At 43.7% G+C, this 961-nt stretch carries 1 protein-coding gene; it reads right to left on the bottom strand.

Annotated features, from left to right (window positions below; all coding sequences use genetic code 11):
* A partial coding sequence (locus CWB85_RS21910; protein ID WP_171039068.1) for a glycoside hydrolase family 97 catalytic domain-containing protein occupies nt 1–961 on the bottom strand: 961 nt, incomplete at both ends.

Raw genomic sequence — 961 nt, forward strand, 5'->3', positions numbered from 1 at the left:
TTTTTACCTGCGCTTAGCAGCTGTGCTGAGCTAAAGTGGCTAAAACTTAAGTCAATATCTAGCGTTATAGTGTTATCTTCAGCATTGATCCCAGCTATATACCAGTTGCAACCACGGCGCCTTGCCATTACCACATGCTCACCGGGGCTGCCTTGCAATAAGCGAGTTTCATCCCACACTGTTGGCAACGACTGTAAATAGGTTTTAACGGGTGCTGACACCTTTGCCATTTGCTCAGGGGTCGTAACTAAGTGCTGCACGCCAGAGGTAAATAAAATTGGCAACGCGAGCTGAAAGGCATTATTGGTTTTGCGTTCAATAGTAGGAATATCGCCAAGCACCATAGGTGTAAAATCCATTGGATCAAACACGTTACGAGTAAACACTAAGGTGGCGGCATGTTGCGCTTCTTTATCAGCAAAGGCTTGGAAGAAACTGATCATTTCAAAACCCTTTACGGCTTCTGAGGTCATGAGATTAGGATAGGTTCGCTGTAGCCCCCGAGGTAAGGTAGTGCCATGAAAATTGACCATTAACTGATGCGCTGCGGCGTCTTGCAATATTGCTTCGTAATAGGCCATCACCGATGAGCCATCTCCTGGAAAGAAATCGACTTTAATGCCTTTAATGCCCATCGCCTGCAGTTTAGCAAAATGCTTTATGCGATCAGCGTGAGTCAGTAATGCACTTTTAGGCGAGTAAACCGTGTTATTCCACGCACCTGATGAGTTATACCACACCCATAAATCAACATTTTTTTGCTTAGCATAAGTTGCCAGCTGCTGTATTTTATCCCAACCTATTTTTTGATCCCAATCAGCATCAATTAACACATATTGCCAGTGCATATCTGCTGCATACTCAATAAACTGCTTTTGCACAGGGAAGGTTGTAAAGTCATCTTTTAGTAAGCCCCAGCTCCAAGCGGCAATACCCGGTTTAATAAAATCAGTATTTTTTA

The organism is Pseudoalteromonas sp. S1727, assembly GCF_005886375.1.
In the GTDB taxonomy this organism is placed as follows: domain Bacteria; phylum Pseudomonadota; class Gammaproteobacteria; order Enterobacterales; family Alteromonadaceae; genus Pseudoalteromonas; species Pseudoalteromonas haloplanktis.